Raw genomic sequence first — 15,198 nt, forward strand, 5'->3', positions numbered from 1 at the left:
TACTTTTACACATAACTATTTTTTAGTTTCTTTGTGTAATGTGTGTGTTTTACAGAATCTGCAGTATTTCTTTGTTTCCATGCGGTCAGGATGTGTTTTTTTATCCTTAGTCATGTTGTAGTTTCTGCGCTTGCAATCTTCGCAAGCTAAAGTAATTTGTACTCTCACGTTGACACCTCCACTTGAGTAAATCTCTTTTAAAAATTGCCATAAAAAAAAGACCTATTTAGGTACAAACTAAATATACCATAATATTAAATAGGTCGTCAAGTTTATTGTTTTAGATTTTTTTGTAAAATTTAGGTTTTTGTTTTTTGTTTTTGGTAAACAGCTACAACTTCATTAGGCTTTTTAGGAATAGATACCTTTGATGCATGTGCCTTCGATAGGCTTTTCATTATAATTACATTATTTTGTTCTGCTTCTACAATAGTTTGTTTAGTTGTTAGAATACGTTCTACCCATTCCTTAAATAGATTAATATACCTCGGATTTGTAATTCTACCCTTATATTTAGCATACTCTCCTTCAAAACTTTGTTCTTTAGCTTCTACTAGTGTAATTAACTCATCTTTATAGTTTAGCATACTTTCTAACATATCTAAAACTTCATTTACTTCCTGCCTACTTTCCCTGGTTTGTAGCAGTATAGTCGTTTGATTGGTAGTAATGCTATTTATTTGTTCCAATAAAGTATAAATTTCTTCTAACTGCTTAACCAACGCCTCCATATCTCTTCCTCCTCTTAGAAAATCACTGTTCTTTGTGATTTAACATTGCCACTACTTCTTTTCTTCTCACTTTTGCTTTCTCATATTGCCATTCTATTGCTTTATTATAACATTCTAATGCCTTTTCGTATTTCTTAGTTACTTCATACCAAACCCCTAAGTTATGTGCTGCTAAATAACTCCCTGTTCCAATGGCCCCATCATACTTATCTGTCTCACCAATATTGAGACATTCTAGATAACATTGCTCTACATAAGGCAAAAATTGTATGTTTTTCTTTACATCATCTAATACATATTCCCTATAAAAAGCCGCACATACAAAGTAAAACTCACTTGAATCTTGCAAATGGATTTCTTCTCTTTCGATTAGCTTATGCCCTTCTTCGAACCTTTTTAACAAAGTATTGTTTTCTATATATGAGATAATTCCTGCTTTTCTATATTCACTCTCAGGGGGAGCTAACTTATAAAAACGTTTAAAATATTCATCTGCTTTTTTATATTCCTTATCTAAATAAAGGGTATAAGCAAGCTGATACAAAATATAACTATCATTTGGATATTTTTTTTCTTGCTCTTGTAGTAATAATAAGTTCCTTTTTACTTTAGCTACTTCATTTAAATAACCATCGTGTTCTACTTCTATAGGCAGTTTTACACTAGGCAAGATAGTATCCGGCTGCTCGTGAATACTTCTTATGTATCTTATTCCTTTAGGTAATAGCCTTGCAAGAAATACCTTTGAATAATTTGTTTCTCCTTCTTTATTTAGAACATTTACGACCTTAATCGCTCCTAATTTATTGGGATTTTTCATAAAAGTCACAAGTGTGCTTTTATCTAACTTTGTGATATATTCATCTGCATCTAGAATAAGATTCCAATCACCTGTGGATTGCTCTAACCCATAATTGCGGGCTTTAGAAAAGTCATTGCACCACTCAAAATCAAATATCTTAGCTCCAAATTCCTTTGCAATCTCTTTGGTTTTATCTGTCGAACCTGTATCTACAATAACTATTTCATCTACATAACTTTTAGCACTTATAAGGCATCTCTTTAAACATCTCTCTTCATTTCTTACAATCATTACCAAGGATAGTTTCATTGTATCTGACATTTCCTCTTCCTTTACTTTCATATGGTTTTCTTAGTTTATCGTGGGCCCCTTTTATCAAAGAACATTCCTTCTTCTCTTGCTATATCATAGGGATTACTATAACAAGCTTCTCTTGCCTTCATCTGTCTTACTTCTCGCAATTTTTCCTTTACTGCTTCAAACTGTCTTTCAAACTCTATTCTATTCTTTGCATCTAAAGCCTTTAACTCATTTATAAGTTCTTCTTCATGTTGCTCCCTACTCTCAGGATACTGCTCATGTAATGTCTGTATCAGTTCAAGTACTTCTTGCCTCTTATCTAACAAGCCTATAAACTCTTCTACTTCTTCTTTCTCTAATGCCTCTGCTTGCAATTTAGTCAATCTAATAAGTTCTATAATATACTCTCTTTTAGTCATTATGTTCCCTTCCCTTCTTAAAGAAATCCTATTTCCCACTCTCTTAACTTCTTAAGTAGAACAAAAATAGGTCTCTTATTTGAGACCTATTTTGCGGCTTTCATGGCAATCTGCCATGCATCGCGATAATTCCTAATAAGCATACAGGCATCTTCTATTTTTTGTATGTCCTTTTTAAAATTTCCTTCTACTAAAAGCTGATAAATATATGCATACAATTCATCCATTTCTAAAGCAATAGCATATTTTTTATTTAATGTAGCTCTTAATTCATCAATAATATTCTCTACCTTTACAATATTGTCATGTGCTTTTTGTATATTTTTTTCTTTGATTGCTTCTATGGCTATATTGCAAAATTTAATAGCCCCATTATATAACATTAAAGTTAATTCTGGCCCTGAGGCTGTAGTAATACTATTTTCTTGATATTTCATATATGGATTGGTTCCCATACTGTCCTCCTCAATACATTCCTTATGCTAGCTCTGCTGTCTTTCTAGATAAATTTCATTTTACATACTTGAAAACAGACTACTTTGTGAACTCATCTCTTGCATTGCTTGCTCCATAGCTGTAAATTTTTTATAATACACAGCCTCTAGCCTATCATAGCGTTCTTGGGCACTTTCTATTTCCCTTTCATATCTACTTATATTGGTCGTTTGAGTTTTATCACTAAAGTACTGCCCATAAGTTCTAAACTCTGTACTCTTTGAACGCGCATCTAATTCCTGGTCAATTTTATTAGCAATAGTAGTTACTAGACTAACAACTCCATCTCCATTTTCTGAAATGGCCTTTTTAAGTGCATCTTCATCAATTGTAAGCTTTCCTTTATCTCTCCATCCAGTAGAAGAGATGCCTAATTGCGAAAGCATACTGCACTTTTCATCTAAACCAGCGTCTGTTTTAGAATAATCTGTAGTCATAGCGCTTCTCAGCATGCTACTAAGGTCTTTTAAAGTACTATCGTTTCTAAGAAGAGAACTTTTGATCTTATTTTCCCATAATTCAATCTCCTTCTCACTCATAGCTTCTTTTTCTTCATCTGTAAGTGGATCATAGCCCTTAGCTGAATCAGCGGATAATTTTCCATTAATTTCTTCCAATAATGTGTTATATTCATTAACAAAGTTTTTAACAGCCTCTACCATACTATCTACATCTTTGCTTACTGTGACTGTAATTGGTGTAGTTGTTGTGGCTACAGCTGTAAATTTTAATCCGTTAACCTCTATGTCGTTGGTTTCAGAACTGATTGTTACACCATTATTATAAAGAATTTCTGCATTTTTTCCATCATATTTGTAAGAATTAGTTGAACTAGCTTTAACTCCCATAGCACTTAAAACATTGGTATCTGTACCAGTTAAATCAATAGATTGATTTTCTCCTGTTTTGTTGCTACTAATTAAAAATGCGCCTACACTATTATCAAACTTAAAGCTAATTTCATCACCAAGTTTTTCTTTTACTGCTGCTTCTAATTCTGAAATAGTCTTGCCTGCGAAATCAAAACTCTCACCATTAATCTTAAGAATGTTAGAACCTGCTGCCTCTATGCCTGCAATATCGGTCACGAGGCTATCTTTAGTCAGCTTATTGCCATTTTTATCTTTAATGGTTCCTACGGTAACAGTTGCCGTTTCCGCCAATTGTTTCACTTCAATTCTGTGAGTACCATCTTCTTTATAGCTACTGGTATCTACCTTAATAGCGCCCTCTTGAGATAAAGTTACCTTAGACTTGTTGAGGTCACCAACATATTTAAGCTTAGATACAGCATTATTTCTAAAGTTTTGTATCTTTGTACTCATTTCCTTGTAAACATCTTTTCGCCATTCTGCTAATACTTTATTTTTCTTAAGTGTATCTACCTTATTTTGATAAGGTGTCATAATTGCCTTAACTACACTTTCTGTATCTAATCCAGAAGAAAGCCCTGTAAATCTAATTGTATTTCCCATGTTTTATCACTCCTTTACCTTTTGGTATCTACAAATAATCCCGCTGCTTCACACATCGTTGCAAACATGTCTAATATTTTCTCAGATGGTATTTCCTTGATTACTTCTTTGGTTGTACTATCTACAAGTTTTATCATCACTTGTTTGGTCTCTTGATGTATTGAGAATTGACATTCTGTTGTTCCCCTTTTTAACTGATTCGCTTTCTCTATGGCATTAATTAATTGTTTTTCTATACCATTTGTACCTTCTACCTTACCCACCCCACTTGGAGTAGAAGTTTTCGTCTCATAATATTGGGTAGAAACTCCACTTGTCATATCACTACTAGTTGGTATATTAATGCCGCTCATTGTATTTATTGTATTACTAATTGCCATACTAACCCACCTCCCAATAATCGTTATCTATTTCTTTATATATCGTCTATATAGGATTTTTCTTTATATTCATTAAAGAGATTTCCTTACTTTATACCTAATCTTTCTTTGTCCATTTTACTTAACCCTCTTACTATATAATCATATAGTCCTTGATTACCTACCTTTTGACTCATTTGTATAAGTACCATTTGATCTTTAACATTATTAAAATCATATAGTTTTTTTAAGAATTCACCAAGAGCTTCACCTGTTTCTAATCCCCCTACAATTGAAAGTAAATTATATAAGCTAGTATATTCATAAGGGTTTACACGTAAAATCTTCACTAATAGTGGAACTGTTTCTTGCAATCTACCTTCTTCTATGTAACAGCGTACTAATAATTGTAATACTACAATAACATTCCCCATAACATTTGACTCGGCTATCCCCTTATATTTGTCCATCTTACTAAGACAACTATTTAAATATTTTATTGTTTTCTCATATTCTTTGTGTTCACAAAAATAAGAAGCGTATTCATAATCAAAATCTGGGTAATCTGCATCATATGCAACAGCATCTTCATAGAGCTTCCTCATTTCTCCACATTTTCTTTGCATCTTATGACATATTTCTAACAGCCTTCTATATGTGGTTTGCTTAATTCCAAACAAACTACCGTTATCATACTCTAATACTCTCTGACCAAATAACCATGTCTGTTCTAAGTCCTTTTTTGCATAATAAGTATCCATTAAATAATAACACAAATCACTACTCATTGGGTCCACCTCATACTCCCTTAAGAGCATCTCTAAATTTCTATCTACTTTATTCTTTTCCTCCATCGCTTCCTTGCTATATCCATCATGTAGTACTCTTAGTGGTTCAGTAAAAGTAATTGCTTCTAATTTTCCACCTTTCTTACTTAAACTCTCATGGATTCTCCCTTTGAAACTAATATCAGTATGATGTTTAAATATCCTAATCGTCTTGAAAATACCTTGAACTTTTTCTTCCTCTAGATTAACTATTTCAATAAAAATCGAATCCTTCTTTCTATTCTCAGCCTCTAATATATAACTTCTCAAGTACCCTATATGAGATGCCATTAAATATTCATCCGCATCTAAAAAGATAATCCAATCTCCCTGACTTTTACTAATGGCATAATTCTTTGCTTTAGAAAAATCGTTCTCCCAGGGTATTTCAAACACTTTCGCTCCAAGTTTTTTTGCAATATCTATGGTTTGATCTGTAGACCCTGTGTCTACAACTACTATCTCATCTACTTTTTCTTTCACACTATTAATGCAGCGTGCTATTTTTTTCTCCTCATTTTTACAAATCATACACAAAGAAAGCTTCATGATCTCCTCCAGATGTTTTATTCTTTATATTTATCTATAATATCGACGTTTTTATATTAACAATAAAGATTGAGGCAAAATAAAAGAACTACATAGAAGCTTAAAATAAGCTGCCTACACAGTCCTTTTGTTTTTTAATCTATTATCTTAAAACACTAAGTACGTTTTGTGGTAATTGATTAGCTTGTGCAAGCATTGCAAGAGATGCTTGTGTAATAATGTTCTTAGAAGAGAACTCTGACATTGTTTTAGCCATATCAGTATCACGGATACGTGATTCAGAAGCTGTTATGTTCTCAGCTGTTGTTCCTAAGTTATTAGAAGTATGCTCTAATCTATTTTGCATTGCTCCTAAATTACCTCTAGCAGTACTTACAGTTTCAATCATTGCAGTAACATCTGATGCTACTGTTGCAGAAGAAAGAGAAACACCTGTAAGAGTTGTTCCAGCAATAGTTACGCTTGTAGCATTGTCATCGATCGCAATATCAACATCTGCGTCCATGCCAATACCATTAAATTTAGTATTAGTTGTAATATGAGTAATTTCTGCTTGTAATTTATCTAATTCAGCATTAACGTTAGCTACATCACTAGCACTATATGTACCATTTGCTTTTTGTACACAGAGTTCTTTAGCACGTGTAAGCATATCACTTACTTCGTTTAAAGCACCTTCCATTGTTTGGATGTAAGAAATACCATCTTGTGCATTTCTTTGTGCTTGATTTAAACCTTTAATCTGGCCTCTCATTTTTTCTGAGATAGCAAGACCTGCTGCATCATCACCAGCTCTGTTGATACGAAGACCTGAAGAAAGTTTCTCCATAGATTTTCCTGAAGCTGTTGTGTTTACAACTGAGTTTCTGTGTGCATTCATTGCATTCATATTGTGATTAATAATCATAGTAAATCCCTCCTTGAATTATATAGGCATCCATGCCCTAATTTGTTTTGTTTAAAAGTTATTTGGCCATTTAACTTTTTCTTCACTATATATATCGTACACTTTTCAACTTACTTTAGCTTTTATTTGATTTTTTTTAATTTTATCACTATATATAATAAGAATTTCCTTATTTTATCCCTAACCTTCTATAGCCAAAATAAAAGAACTGCATAGAGTCTAAAATAAGACATCTGTACAGTTCTTTTATTTTTAATCTATTATCTTAAAACACTAAGTACGTTTTGTGGTAATTGATTAGCTTGTGCAAGCATTGCAAGAGATGCTTGTGTAATAATGTTCTTAGAAGAGAACTCTGACATTGTTTTAGCCATATCAGTATCACGGATACGTGATTCAGAAGCTGTTATGTTCTCAGCTGTTGTTCCTAAGTTATTAGAAGTATGCTCTAATCTATTTTGCATTGCTCCTAAATTACCTCTAGCAGTACTTACAGTTTCAATCATTGTAGTAACTTCAGATGCTGTTGTTGCAGAAGTAAGAGCAACACTTGAAATATCTGTTGCAGCAATAGATACTGTTGTAGCATTATCATCAATAGCAATATTAACAGCTGTGTTCATTCCAATACCATTGAATTTAGTATTAGATGATATATGAGTAATTTCTTCTTGTAATTTAGTTAACTCAGCATTAACGTTAGCTATATCATTAGCACTATATGTACCGTTTGCCTTTTGTACACAAAGTTCTTTAGCACGTGTAAGCATATCACTTACTTCGTTTAAAGCACCTTCCATTGTTTGGATGTAAGAAATACCATCTTGTGCATTTCTTTGTGCTTGATTTAAACCTTTAATCTGGCCTCTCATTTTTTCTGAAATAGCAAGACCTGCTGCATCATCACCAGCTCTGTTGATACGAAGACCTGAAGAAAGTTTCTCCATAGATTTTCCTGAAGCTGTTGTGTTTACAACTGAGTTTCTGTGTGCATTCATTGCATTCATATTGTGATTAATAATCATAGTAAATCCCTCCTTGAATTATATAGGCATCCATGCCTTAATTTGTTTTGTTTAAAAGTTATTTGGCCATTTAACTTTTGTTTCACTATATATATCGTACACTTTTCAACTTACTTTAGCTTTTCTTTAATTTATTTTATTTTTTTTATAGTTTAGCATTATATCCAATATCTTTTTCTTTACCTATACATTATTACTAATATCAATTGATATTATCTTCTACTTCATTAGTTTTTTAATGGCTTCTATTCCTTCTCTAGATGTGTTTATAGCACTACGATTACTTTCTAACACTTGTGCGTATACTTCTTCTCTATATATACCTATCTCTTTAGGTGCGGAAATCCCTATTTTCACCTTATCTCCTATCACCTCTAAAATCTTTACTTCTATATTGCCATTAATAATAATAGCCTCATCTTTTCTTCGCGTAAGTGCTAACATATTAACATCCCCCTTGTCCAAGAAGTTCAACAATATTATGTCTCGTTGTATAGTTAGTATTCTCTAAAATAACTTGCATGCCTTTTCTAGTTTCACTCTGAATAATAAGAGGAGCTACTAAATTAACAGTAGCTACTTCAAATTTGTCAATCATTGTAACGATTACAAACACTGAAAAGTCCTGACTACTTCCGCCTCCTAGCGCTGCTACATACTGATCTTTAATTTCTATAGTATAATCTTGTTTTAGTACAAATGGGCTAATAATAATAAAACTAACACCACCATCCTCTATGCTTTGTAAATATGCAAACGGACTGTCTTCCTCCTCATCTTCGATAATGATATATTTCTTTAATTCATTAAACCCAGGTATTCCTTCTTCGAATATAATGGCTTTATTGCTATCAAATTCTATTGTTCCGAAATTTTTAGTTTGTAATTTCATTTGCTTCCTCCTTATTACTACTCTATTTTCAATTTAATAGATGCTACTTAATACCATTATAAAAGAAGACTATAACCACGTACATTCATTTTGTTCAAGGTTATAGTCTTTTTTATTATAAATAATCATAAATAATCTGCTAAAGTATTCATAATTACTTTTGAGGTTGCTTGAAGTGCCGCTGTATAAGCAGCATAACGTGAATTAAATTCTACATAAGTTTCTTCCACATCTATGTCTTCTGTGTTAGAAAGCAGTTCTTTGTAATCTGCATTATTATCTGTAAGTCTGCTATCTACATAATCTAATCTAGCCATTCTACTTCCCAAATCAGAGGTTTTAGTAGAGATATCTGACATTATTTCATCAATTTCACCTAGTTTGTTATTGAATAAGTCATGCAGGTCATCACTGGTAACTCCACTGTCTTCTTCTAAAGATTTATCTACGGTCGTAATAATGTCCTGCATCATACCTATTAAAGTATTAAAGGTATCATCCATTCCCAAGGTGTTTACATTAATCGTATTAGATGTCCCTACTTCATATCTCATTTCTTGTCCTGTTATTTGTCCATATACCTTAGGATTCAAATTTCCTGAATCAACTACTGTACCAGCTGCTAATATACTTTCCTTAGCAATACTAGAGTTTGATGTTAACGTAGCTTTATCTGCTAAAGTATGGTCCGCACCCAATGTGTAGTCCTCACTTAATGTATATTCTGTTTCTCCCGGTGCTACTGTAAAGCCCATAGCTGTGGCATCTGTTGCTGATAACTTAGTTCCTTCTGCCAATGTAGTTCCAGTTTTTAATACAGAATTTGGATTCAATGCAATGTTATTTGCTACCGTCATATTTGCTTTCAAAGTACACTCTTCATTTAATGTTGTATCTTTGTTAAGCATAAGTGGCTCATCTGTTTTATAGCCACTATAAATATATCGTCCACCATAAGTAACGTTAGCTTCCTCTTGTAATTGCTGCCATAGCTGAGCTATATCCGCTTTAAGTACTTCTTTATCTTTGTTTTCAAGTGTTCCTGTAGAAGCTTGAACGCATTTAGTTCTAATTGACTTTAGAATTTCTGTCATATTGTCCATAGAAGTTTCTGTGATTTCCATCCATGATCTTGCTTCTTTAGCATTCTTTTGGTATTGCTGAGTTTCTAATACATTTACTTTCAATTTAATGGCTCTACCTGCAATAATAGGGTCATCAGAAACTGTCTGTATTTTCTTTCCTGTACTCATTTGTGCAAAGCTTTGATTAACTGCTGAAATATTTTTATATAAGTTGTTTAAAGTATTACTCCGAATCATTCCATTAGTAACGCGCATATGTATCCCTCCTAGAAGTTCCCTAATTTAAAAATAGTCGTTTCATAAATACCATCTATTGTATTCATAATTTTGGCCGAAGCTTGATAGGCTTGTTGGTATTTAATAAGATTTGTAAACTCTTCTGTTAAATCTACTTGAGATACAGACAATCGTTGGTTTTTAATAATACCAGTCACAGACTCTTGTGTGCTTTGATACATAATAGCTTCTTGGGCATTAATACCCAGTTCACTAAAGATAGATGCCATATAGTCTTTTGGATCACCCTCTTTAAACATTTTAGAGTTATCTTTCTGATTAGATAAATTTCTAAACAAGTCTCCTCCTGACTCTTTATCAGTATCATACGTCGATCTCATATTACTTGCATTTTCATATATTTCTTTAGATATCGTAATATTAGTCGCTGTCATTTTACTGTAGTCATTTCCTACTAGATCCTCTCCAGTAGCAGGTATCCCTGTACTACTACCTGTGGAATAAGAAAACAATTTATATTTGGTAGTATATTTATTTCCTATTTCTTCTAGTTCGCCTGCTGATAAACCTGCTATTTCGTTCTTATCTTCATCATAGCATTTAACTATCTTTCCTGATTCATCTCTTTCTATGTAAGCAACTTCCTTGCCGCCATAGGTTAATCCTCCAGCAATCATAATCGTACCATCTTTATCTTTGCTATATTCATCATTCATAGTTTGGGCAAACTGTCTAACATAGCCATTTAAGCGGCTTATATAATAAGGTATCCCATTATAAGTAACCTCTGAGGATTCTGCTGTTCCACAACCATCCCTAAGGTCAATAAGCCCTTTTAATTCTCCTGATAAATTAGCATTTCCCATATCAAAGGATAGCCCGTTTTGCCAAATAACATTGTAGAGACCATCTACATCTTCTACATTAAACTTGCCATCTCCAGCAGTCTTAATCTCAGTAGAAAAGTCCGGATTTACTTTTAAAACCTCAATCTTGCCTTCAAGCGGGCTATTATATGTAATATTTCCATTCACATCTATAGTACATTCCGGTGTTAAGTCTGTTAACTTTTTTTGTTCTAACTTAATTTGTTCATTTATATTAGTTATTTCGTTGACTGTTAAACCACCATTTTTTAACTTCTCATACAAGCCGGATAATGTATTAACGATATCATCTATTTTCTGTTCCTTTTCCCCTCTTACTTCTACACCTAGCGTATTCAGATTCAAGTGGTCCACAAAGGTTTGTCCTGCTATTTTTACAGAAAAGGTTTTAAGTACTTTACCCTCTACTACTTTCTCTTCTTCTTTGGCTTCTACGTTAATAAGTTCTGATAATCTATCAATACAAACATCTCTCTCATCTCTAAAACTATTGGCATCATCACCATAAATCTCAGCTTGGAAAATCTGATTGTTAAGGTTCTGAATACGAGTGCCTAAAATATTAATTTCATCCACAGTTGCCTTAATTTCATAGTTAAGATTTTGTTGATAACCTGTAAGTGCTGTAGATATATTAGAATAATACTTCCCAAAGCTAATAAGATTCTCTCTAACAGATACCTTAGCTGCACCTGAAGTAGGATCTTTACTTACTTCATCAAAGGAGTTAAACAAATCATTAAATACCTTTGTAAAACCGGCATCACTTGGTTCTCCAAAAGCACCTTCAATAAGAGAATTTTGTGTTACTTTAATATTGTATTCTCCTAATTTTGGATTTTGCGTCCACAATTTAAGGTCTAAGTAAGAATCTCTCACCCTAGTAACATTAGTTGTCATAACCCCTGTTCCAGTCATTCCTACTCCAAAACCACTTAAAGGCGTATCTGCTCTTTGTCCAAGTATCTGCCTTGAATAACCATCTGTAGAGGCATTGGTAATATTATTAGAGGTCACATGGAGCCCTCTTTGCGCTGCAAACAATCCACTTAATGCTACATTAAATTCAAAAAAAGCCATTGCCATCCTCCTCTACATTTTATTAATAATCGTGTCTAGCATAGTAATCATACGAGCTGATGCATTGTATGCATATTGGTATTTAAGCATATTAGCAAATTCTTCATCCTGAGAAACACCACCCATGGCTTGTCTTTCATTCTGAATGTTAAGAATGCTCGTTTGCCTAGACTTAGCTACTGCACTATAATTGCTACCATCTGTTCCTATATCCGTAACAAATTCTGAATAAAAACTTGTGATGCTTACCTTCTTATAATTAGGTGCACCTTTCTCACTTCTATCACTATACCATTCTCTTGTTTTTCCCCACTCGCTCAGAAACTCTGTTACTTTACTACTATCACCTACATTATTAGAAGCACCTTCAGTACTTACTGTTCCTAATTTATTATAACCACCATTAGCTAGAAGTTCTGGATTTACTTGAATATTTCCAGTTGTCATAGCTTTATTAGCTGCTTTTTCATATGCCTGTTGTGCTGTTTCCTTCTGATCTTCTGTAGATGCCGGATCATTTAGAACTGTCTCTAGATTCTTCTTGGCAGCTTCATATTCCTGAGTAGATAAAATAGGTACAAAAACAGGAACTCCTGCTTTTCCTTCATGACTACCGATTCCAGTCCCGTCAAAGCAGCTATTTACTGTTTCAACTAATACTCCTGTAAAATCACTTAACATCTTTTGAATCTTAGGAATAATAAAGCTGTTACCTGGTTCATCTACACTAAAATTATCATTAAAAGCAATATCTTCCCACTTGGTATCCTCAGTTACGTAGTTATTCCCTCTAGAAATAAGTAATGCTTTTAATTTCCCTGTATCATTGCCTTTTACTGATGTAACTGTCTCATCAAAGCGGTAGACATCACTATTGGTATCAGACCATACCGGCTTAACAAAAACGCTCTTTGCTTCTGCTTCTTCCAGGTTCATAGTAGCTGTGAAAGGCCCATCCACAACAAGGTGATTCTCAAACTTCACAACTACCTTGCTTCCCACCTCTTCATGATAAGTAACTTTACCATATTCAGAAAGCTCATCTAAAAGATTATTTCTTTGGTCTCTGTAATCATTAGCATTATCACCATTTACTTCTGCTCTACTAATAATATCATTATATTCTTTGATCCCCTCGATAATCTGATTGATTCTATTAACAGAACTAATAACTTCTTTATTTGTATTGGCCTGGAACTTATCTAGCGAATCTGAAATATCATTAATCTTTTTAATAAGTACATTAGCTGCAGAAATAAAACTTTGTCTCTCTTCTACACCATTTGGCGTTGTATTGAGCTTTTGTGTTTGTGACCAAAAGTTATTGAGCAGTTTTGTGACCCCTTCACCATAAGGCTCATCTAAAATAGCTTCTATTTCGGCAATAGTAGAATTTTGAGTCTGATAATAAGTTAAAACTGAGTTCTCTGTTCTTAACCTTTTATCCGCTAATTCATTCCTAATTTGTCTAATCTCATCTTGGGTTACGCCTAACCCTACTTGTAAATATCGACTTCCACGATTCCCTATCACTAAATAATCTGATTCTGATTGAAGAAGCTGTTGTCTTGTATAGCCTTCAGTGTTCACATTAGACAAGTTATGTCCTGTAACTTGAAGCCCCTTTTGAGCGGCTGCTAGACCTGATACAGCTTTTGTTATACTTGAAATTGATGACATATGCACTCACCTCTACTGCTTTTTATCAAAAATACTTTGTTGTCTTTCCATGCTCATGTCTTCGCCCGGTCTATTATAGTTTCCGACATGACTAAATCCTTTGGTGCTACCGATCGCATTAATTGTGAAGTCTACTAATTCTAATGATTGATTAAGTAAGACCTTATTAAGTTCACTTTGATTTTTTAAATTACTTAATAATTCTCTAATCTCTCCCCTTAATACAGCTAGTTTTTTCCCAACTTCACTTTCATTTCCTAATTTATCAATAATACGCGTTACTGTAACATCTTTATAGTCCATTCCCGTTACAATAGCGATATCCTTCATTAAGCTTTCTCTCTTTTTATCTAATACCCCTAGTCTACCAACAAACTGTTCTTCTGTCTTAACGACTTCATCTAAGAATTCTAGATTCTTATTTACAACAGCAGTTTCTGTATAGGTAGCTAATGTGTTTAAGCCTTCATAACATTCTTTCTGTTCTTCCAAAACGTCAATTAGCTCATATATTATCCCTGCCATAGCTTTTACCTTATCCTTTAATATCAAATTGTGACATTATCTTTTCAGCCACTTCTTCAGACTTAACATTATAAGTACCTGACTTGATTTGTTCTTTAAGGCTTTCTACCTTGTCTTTTCTAACTTCCGGCGCTTCTAAAGCCATTTTATAAACACTACCAAACTCTTTAGCAATACTAGAAAATTCTACTTGGTCTTTAGTTGATACTGAATTTATTTTTTTAGCTGGAGTCACTTTTTGACTTTTATAAGCTTCATATGCCCTGCTAATTGGATCTATTCTCATGGTCATCCCTCTCTCCTTCTCACATTATTTTCTTCTGTATATTATATCGGTCCTTATTTTCGCTTCATTAATATTATTTTTCATCCTGCTCATCAAAAATATATTATTCTATTCTTTTTTATAAAAAATGCTGTCCATTTCTCACGGCTATTCAATCATAGATTGATGGCCTGGGAGGCATATGACAGCATTACAATACAAAGCTTCTATCTAGCGTCTAATAGAATCTGATTTTAGAAATCTCATTTTTTCTCTAGCATCAGCAGCAGATGTTTTTTCTGATTTTTGGGCAGATAAAGCTTTCTTAGCTTCATTTAAATGATTAGTTAGCTCGCCTTTACAATTACTACAAAAGCGACCTGAAGTAATTTTTCTTCCACACATCTCGCAGGTTAGGGTAATGGGTGAATCTGGTGATACTTCCAAACGTCCTTGCCTTAAAAACTTTTCAATAAGTGCAACAGATACTTCTGTTTCCTCACTTACTACATGCATACTTTCACCAGGGTTTTCTCTTAAATACGTCTTTACCTTTTGAAACATGTCTTCTTCTAATTGCTTACATCTTGGACATATCTCTGGTCCAGCAATATATTGAAATATCTTTTTGCAGTTTTTACATACTTTAACATCCATT

18 protein-coding genes are annotated in these 15,198 nt (G+C 33.3%); all 18 read right to left on the reverse strand.

Annotated features, from left to right (window positions below; translation table 11 throughout):
- Positions 1-15 precede the first annotated feature (15 nt).
- Positions 16-168, reverse strand: coding sequence for a 50S ribosomal protein L33 (gene rpmG, locus EKH84_RS21450; protein WP_083801311.1), 153 nt, complete (start codon positions 166-168; stop codon positions 16-18).
- A 131-nt stretch (positions 169-299) separates the two neighbouring features.
- A complete protein-coding gene (locus EKH84_RS21455) occupies positions 300-731 on the reverse strand; it encodes a hypothetical protein (protein ID WP_127067863.1) in 432 nt (143 codons plus the stop codon).
- Positions 732-753: 22 nt separating this feature from the next.
- Positions 754-1,854: a glycosyltransferase gene (locus EKH84_RS21460; RefSeq protein ID WP_190283424.1), complete on the reverse strand. Its 1,101-nt coding sequence runs from the start codon at positions 1,852-1,854 to the stop codon at positions 754-756.
- 35 nt (positions 1,855-1,889) lie between these two features.
- Entirely contained in the window at positions 1,890-2,252 is a 363-nt protein-coding gene (locus EKH84_RS21465) for a hypothetical protein (protein WP_127067865.1), read from the reverse strand.
- 86 nt (positions 2,253-2,338) lie between these two features.
- Positions 2,339-2,707 carry a flagellar export chaperone FliS gene (fliS, locus tag EKH84_RS21470; protein WP_127067866.1) on the reverse strand — a complete coding sequence of 123 codons (369 nt, stop codon included), beginning with the start codon at positions 2,705-2,707 and terminating at the stop codon, positions 2,339-2,341.
- Between the two features lie 60 nt (positions 2,708-2,767).
- Positions 2,768-4,222: a flagellar filament capping protein FliD gene (gene fliD / locus EKH84_RS21475; RefSeq protein ID WP_127067867.1), complete on the reverse strand. Its 1,455-nt coding sequence runs from the start codon at positions 4,220-4,222 to the stop codon at positions 2,768-2,770.
- A gap of 14 nt (positions 4,223-4,236) precedes the next feature.
- The gene (locus tag EKH84_RS21480; RefSeq protein WP_127067868.1) at positions 4,237-4,602 is read right to left on the reverse strand and encodes a flagellar protein FlaG; all 366 of its coding nucleotides are present in this window, start codon (positions 4,600-4,602) and stop codon (positions 4,237-4,239) included.
- Positions 4,603-4,688: 86 nt separating this feature from the next.
- Positions 4,689-5,957 carry a tetratricopeptide repeat-containing glycosyltransferase family 2 protein gene (locus EKH84_RS21485; RefSeq protein ID WP_127067869.1) on the reverse strand — a complete coding sequence of 423 codons (1,269 nt, stop codon included), beginning with the start codon at positions 5,955-5,957 and terminating at the stop codon, positions 4,689-4,691.
- Positions 5,958-6,099: 142 nt separating this feature from the next.
- Positions 6,100-6,864 (reverse strand): flagellin N-terminal helical domain-containing protein, encoded by a 765-nt coding sequence (locus EKH84_RS21490; RefSeq protein ID WP_127067870.1) that lies wholly within the window; start codon positions 6,862-6,864, stop codon positions 6,100-6,102.
- Between the two features lie 260 nt (positions 6,865-7,124).
- Positions 7,125-7,889 (reverse strand): flagellin N-terminal helical domain-containing protein, encoded by a 765-nt coding sequence (locus tag EKH84_RS21495; protein ID WP_127067871.1) that lies wholly within the window; start codon positions 7,887-7,889, stop codon positions 7,125-7,127.
- Positions 7,890-8,108: 219 nt separating this feature from the next.
- Positions 8,109-8,333: a carbon storage regulator CsrA gene (gene csrA / locus EKH84_RS21500; RefSeq protein ID WP_127067872.1), complete on the reverse strand. Its 225-nt coding sequence runs from the start codon at positions 8,331-8,333 to the stop codon at positions 8,109-8,111.
- Position 8,334: 1 nt separating this feature from the next.
- Positions 8,335-8,781 (reverse strand): flagellar assembly protein FliW, encoded by a 447-nt coding sequence (fliW, locus tag EKH84_RS21505; RefSeq protein ID WP_127067873.1) that lies wholly within the window; start codon positions 8,779-8,781, stop codon positions 8,335-8,337.
- A 125-nt stretch (positions 8,782-8,906) separates the two neighbouring features.
- The gene (flgL, locus tag EKH84_RS21510; RefSeq protein ID WP_127067874.1) at positions 8,907-10,121 is read right to left on the reverse strand and encodes a flagellar hook-associated protein FlgL; all 1,215 of its coding nucleotides are present in this window, start codon (positions 10,119-10,121) and stop codon (positions 8,907-8,909) included.
- Between the two features lie 11 nt (positions 10,122-10,132).
- Entirely contained in the window at positions 10,133-12,070 is a 1,938-nt protein-coding gene (flgK, locus tag EKH84_RS21515; RefSeq protein WP_190283425.1) for a flagellar hook-associated protein FlgK, read from the reverse strand.
- A 12-nt stretch (positions 12,071-12,082) separates the two neighbouring features.
- Positions 12,083-13,750, reverse strand: coding sequence for a flagellar hook-associated protein FlgK (flgK, locus tag EKH84_RS21520; protein ID WP_127067876.1), 1,668 nt, complete (start codon positions 13,748-13,750; stop codon positions 12,083-12,085).
- 12 nt (positions 13,751-13,762) lie between these two features.
- Positions 13,763-14,275, reverse strand: coding sequence for a flagellar protein FlgN (locus tag EKH84_RS21525; protein WP_127067877.1), 513 nt, complete (start codon positions 14,273-14,275; stop codon positions 13,763-13,765).
- Positions 14,276-14,285: 10 nt separating this feature from the next.
- Complete coding sequence (gene flgM, locus EKH84_RS21530) at positions 14,286-14,567, reverse strand: flagellar biosynthesis anti-sigma factor FlgM (protein ID WP_127067878.1); 282 nt, start codon at positions 14,565-14,567, stop codon at positions 14,286-14,288.
- A 204-nt stretch (positions 14,568-14,771) separates the two neighbouring features.
- Entirely contained in the window at positions 14,772-15,197 is a 426-nt protein-coding gene (locus EKH84_RS21535) for a hypothetical protein (RefSeq protein WP_127067879.1), read from the reverse strand.
- Position 15,198: the final 1 nt, after the last annotated feature.

Source organism: Cellulosilyticum sp. WCF-2, from assembly GCF_003990395.1.
GTDB lineage: Bacteria > Bacillota > Clostridia > Lachnospirales > Cellulosilyticaceae > Cellulosilyticum > Cellulosilyticum lentocellum.

Bases quoted from the DNA above. Each gene is read 5' to 3' on its own strand.
- flgK (WP_190283425.1), bottom strand. From the start codon at position 12,070: ATGGCTTTTTTTGAATTTAATGTAGCATTAAGTGGATTGTTTGCAGCG.
- EKH84_RS21480 (WP_127067868.1), bottom strand. From the start codon at position 4,602: ATGGCAATTAGTAATACAATAAATACAATGAGCGGCATTAATATACCA.
- flgL (WP_127067874.1), bottom strand. From the start codon at position 10,121: ATGCGCGTTACTAATGGAATGATTCGGAGTAATACTTTAAACAACTTA.
- fliD (WP_127067867.1), bottom strand. From the start codon at position 4,222: ATGGGAAATACAATTAGATTTACAGGGCTTTCTTCTGGATTAGATACA.
- EKH84_RS21485 (WP_127067869.1), bottom strand. From the start codon at position 5,957: ATGAAGCTTTCTTTGTGTATGATTTGTAAAAATGAGGAGAAAAAAATA.
- EKH84_RS21495 (WP_127067871.1), bottom strand. From the start codon at position 7,889: ATGATTATTAATCACAATATGAATGCAATGAATGCACACAGAAACTCA.
- EKH84_RS21460 (WP_190283424.1), bottom strand. From the start codon at position 1,854: ATGTCAGATACAATGAAACTATCCTTGGTAATGATTGTAAGAAATGAA.
- EKH84_RS21490 (WP_127067870.1), bottom strand. From the start codon at position 6,864: ATGATTATTAATCACAATATGAATGCAATGAATGCACACAGAAACTCA.
- fliS (WP_127067866.1), bottom strand. From the start codon at position 2,707: ATGGGAACCAATCCATATATGAAATATCAAGAAAATAGTATTACTACA.
- EKH84_RS21465 (WP_127067865.1), bottom strand. From the start codon at position 2,252: ATGACTAAAAGAGAGTATATTATAGAACTTATTAGATTGACTAAATTG.
- fliW (WP_127067873.1), bottom strand. From the start codon at position 8,781: ATGAAATTACAAACTAAAAATTTCGGAACAATAGAATTTGATAGCAAT.
- csrA (WP_127067872.1), bottom strand. From the start codon at position 8,333: ATGTTAGCACTTACGCGAAGAAAAGATGAGGCTATTATTATTAATGGC.
- EKH84_RS21535 (WP_127067879.1), bottom strand. From the start codon at position 15,197: ATGGATGTTAAAGTATGTAAAAACTGCAAAAAGATATTTCAATATATT.
- EKH84_RS21525 (WP_127067877.1), bottom strand. From the start codon at position 14,275: ATGGCAGGGATAATATATGAGCTAATTGACGTTTTGGAAGAACAGAAA.
- flgM (WP_127067878.1), bottom strand. From the start codon at position 14,567: ATGACCATGAGAATAGATCCAATTAGCAGGGCATATGAAGCTTATAAA.
- flgK (WP_127067876.1), bottom strand. From the start codon at position 13,750: ATGTCATCAATTTCAAGTATAACAAAAGCTGTATCAGGTCTAGCAGCC.
- EKH84_RS21455 (WP_127067863.1), bottom strand. From the start codon at position 731: ATGGAGGCGTTGGTTAAGCAGTTAGAAGAAATTTATACTTTATTGGAA.